This is a genomic window from Peribacillus deserti (genome assembly GCF_016909175.1).
Taxonomy (GTDB): domain Bacteria; phylum Bacillota; class Bacilli; order Bacillales; family DSM-1321; genus Paraperibacillus; species Paraperibacillus deserti.
Genome location: NZ_JAFBFI010000051.1, coordinates 1 through 1,036 on the forward strand (window position 1 = coordinate 1; position 1,036 = coordinate 1,036).

At 50.2% G+C, this 1,036-nt stretch carries 9 tRNA genes and 1 rRNA gene; all 10 read right to left on the reverse strand.

The features are described from left to right. Window positions 1-94 precede the first annotated feature (94 nt). Window positions 95-170, reverse strand: a tRNA-Ala gene (locus JOC77_RS21060). A gap of 17 nt (window positions 171-187) precedes the next feature. Next, window positions 188-264 (reverse strand) — tRNA-Pro (locus tag JOC77_RS21065). Window positions 265-272: 8 nt separating this feature from the next. After that, window positions 273-349 (reverse strand) — tRNA-Arg (locus JOC77_RS21070). 8 nt (window positions 350-357) lie between these two features. Beyond that, window positions 358-446, reverse strand: a tRNA-Leu gene (locus JOC77_RS21075). A gap of 12 nt (window positions 447-458) precedes the next feature. Then, window positions 459-533: transfer RNA gene (locus JOC77_RS21080), tRNA-Gly, on the reverse strand. A gap of 10 nt (window positions 534-543) precedes the next feature. Then, a tRNA-Leu gene (locus JOC77_RS21085) sits at window positions 544-625 on the reverse strand. Window positions 626-635: 10 nt separating this feature from the next. After that, window positions 636-711: transfer RNA gene (locus tag JOC77_RS21090), tRNA-Lys, on the reverse strand. A gap of 62 nt (window positions 712-773) precedes the next feature. Beyond that, window positions 774-849, reverse strand: a tRNA-Thr gene (locus JOC77_RS21095). A gap of 8 nt (window positions 850-857) precedes the next feature. After that, a tRNA-Val gene (locus tag JOC77_RS21100) sits at window positions 858-933 on the reverse strand. An 8-nt stretch (window positions 934-941) separates the two neighbouring features. Then, window positions 942-1,036, reverse strand: a 5S ribosomal RNA gene (gene rrf, locus JOC77_RS21105); the annotation flags it as partial.

Genomic DNA, 1,036 nt, shown 5'->3' on the forward strand with positions numbered 1-1,036 from the left:
TATAGCTCTTAAAAGTTTAAAACTTGTTTTTGTATTTTCTCGAAAGAAAAATACGCTTGGCGTCTTGTTTCGTTCAGTTTTCAAAGAACAATCATGGTGGAGCCTAGCGGGATCGAACCGCTGACCTCCTGCGTGCAAGGCAGGCGCTCTCCCAGCTGAGCTAAGGCCCCATAAGGAATTTTAGGAATGGTCGGGAAGACAGGATTCGAACCTGCGACCCCTTGGTCCCAAACCAAGTGCTCTACCAAGCTGAGCTACTTCCCGTATTTATATGGCGCGCCCGAAAGGAGTCGAACCCATAACCTTCTGATCCGTAGTCAGACGCTCTATCCAATTGAGCTACGGGCGCATATTAAATGGTGCCGAGGACCGGAATCGAACCGGTACGGTAGTCACCTACCGCAGGATTTTAAGTCCTGTGCGTCTGCCAGTTCCGCCACCCCGGCAAAGAAATAGTATGGAGCGGAAGACGGGATTCGAACCCGCGACCCCAACCTTGGCAAGGTTGTATTCTACCACTGAACTACTTCCGCAAAACTAAAGTGCGGGTGAAGGGAGTCGAACCCCCACGCCGTAAGGCGCTAGATCCTAAGTCTAGTGCGTCTGCCAATTCCGCCACACCCGCATATTTAAAATGGTGAGCCATGAAGGATTCGAACCTTCGACCCTCTGATTAAAAGTCAGATGCTCTACCGGCTGAGCTAATGGCTCGTACATATTAGCGACAAAAATTATTGTAACTCTTATCAGCTTAATATTCAACTAGAAAATAATGGTGCCGGCAAGAGGACTTGAACCCCCAACCTACTGATTACAAGTCAGTTGCTCTACCAATTGAGCTACACCGGCACAAAATATGGTGGAGGATGACGGGATCGAACCGCCGACCCTCTGCTTGTAAGGCAGATGCTCTCCCAGCTGAGCTAATCCTCCATATAAACGCCTGGCAGCGTCCTACTCTCACAGGGGGAGATCCCCCAACTACCATCGGCGCTAAAGAGCTTAACTTCCGTGTTCGGGATGGGAACGGGTGTGG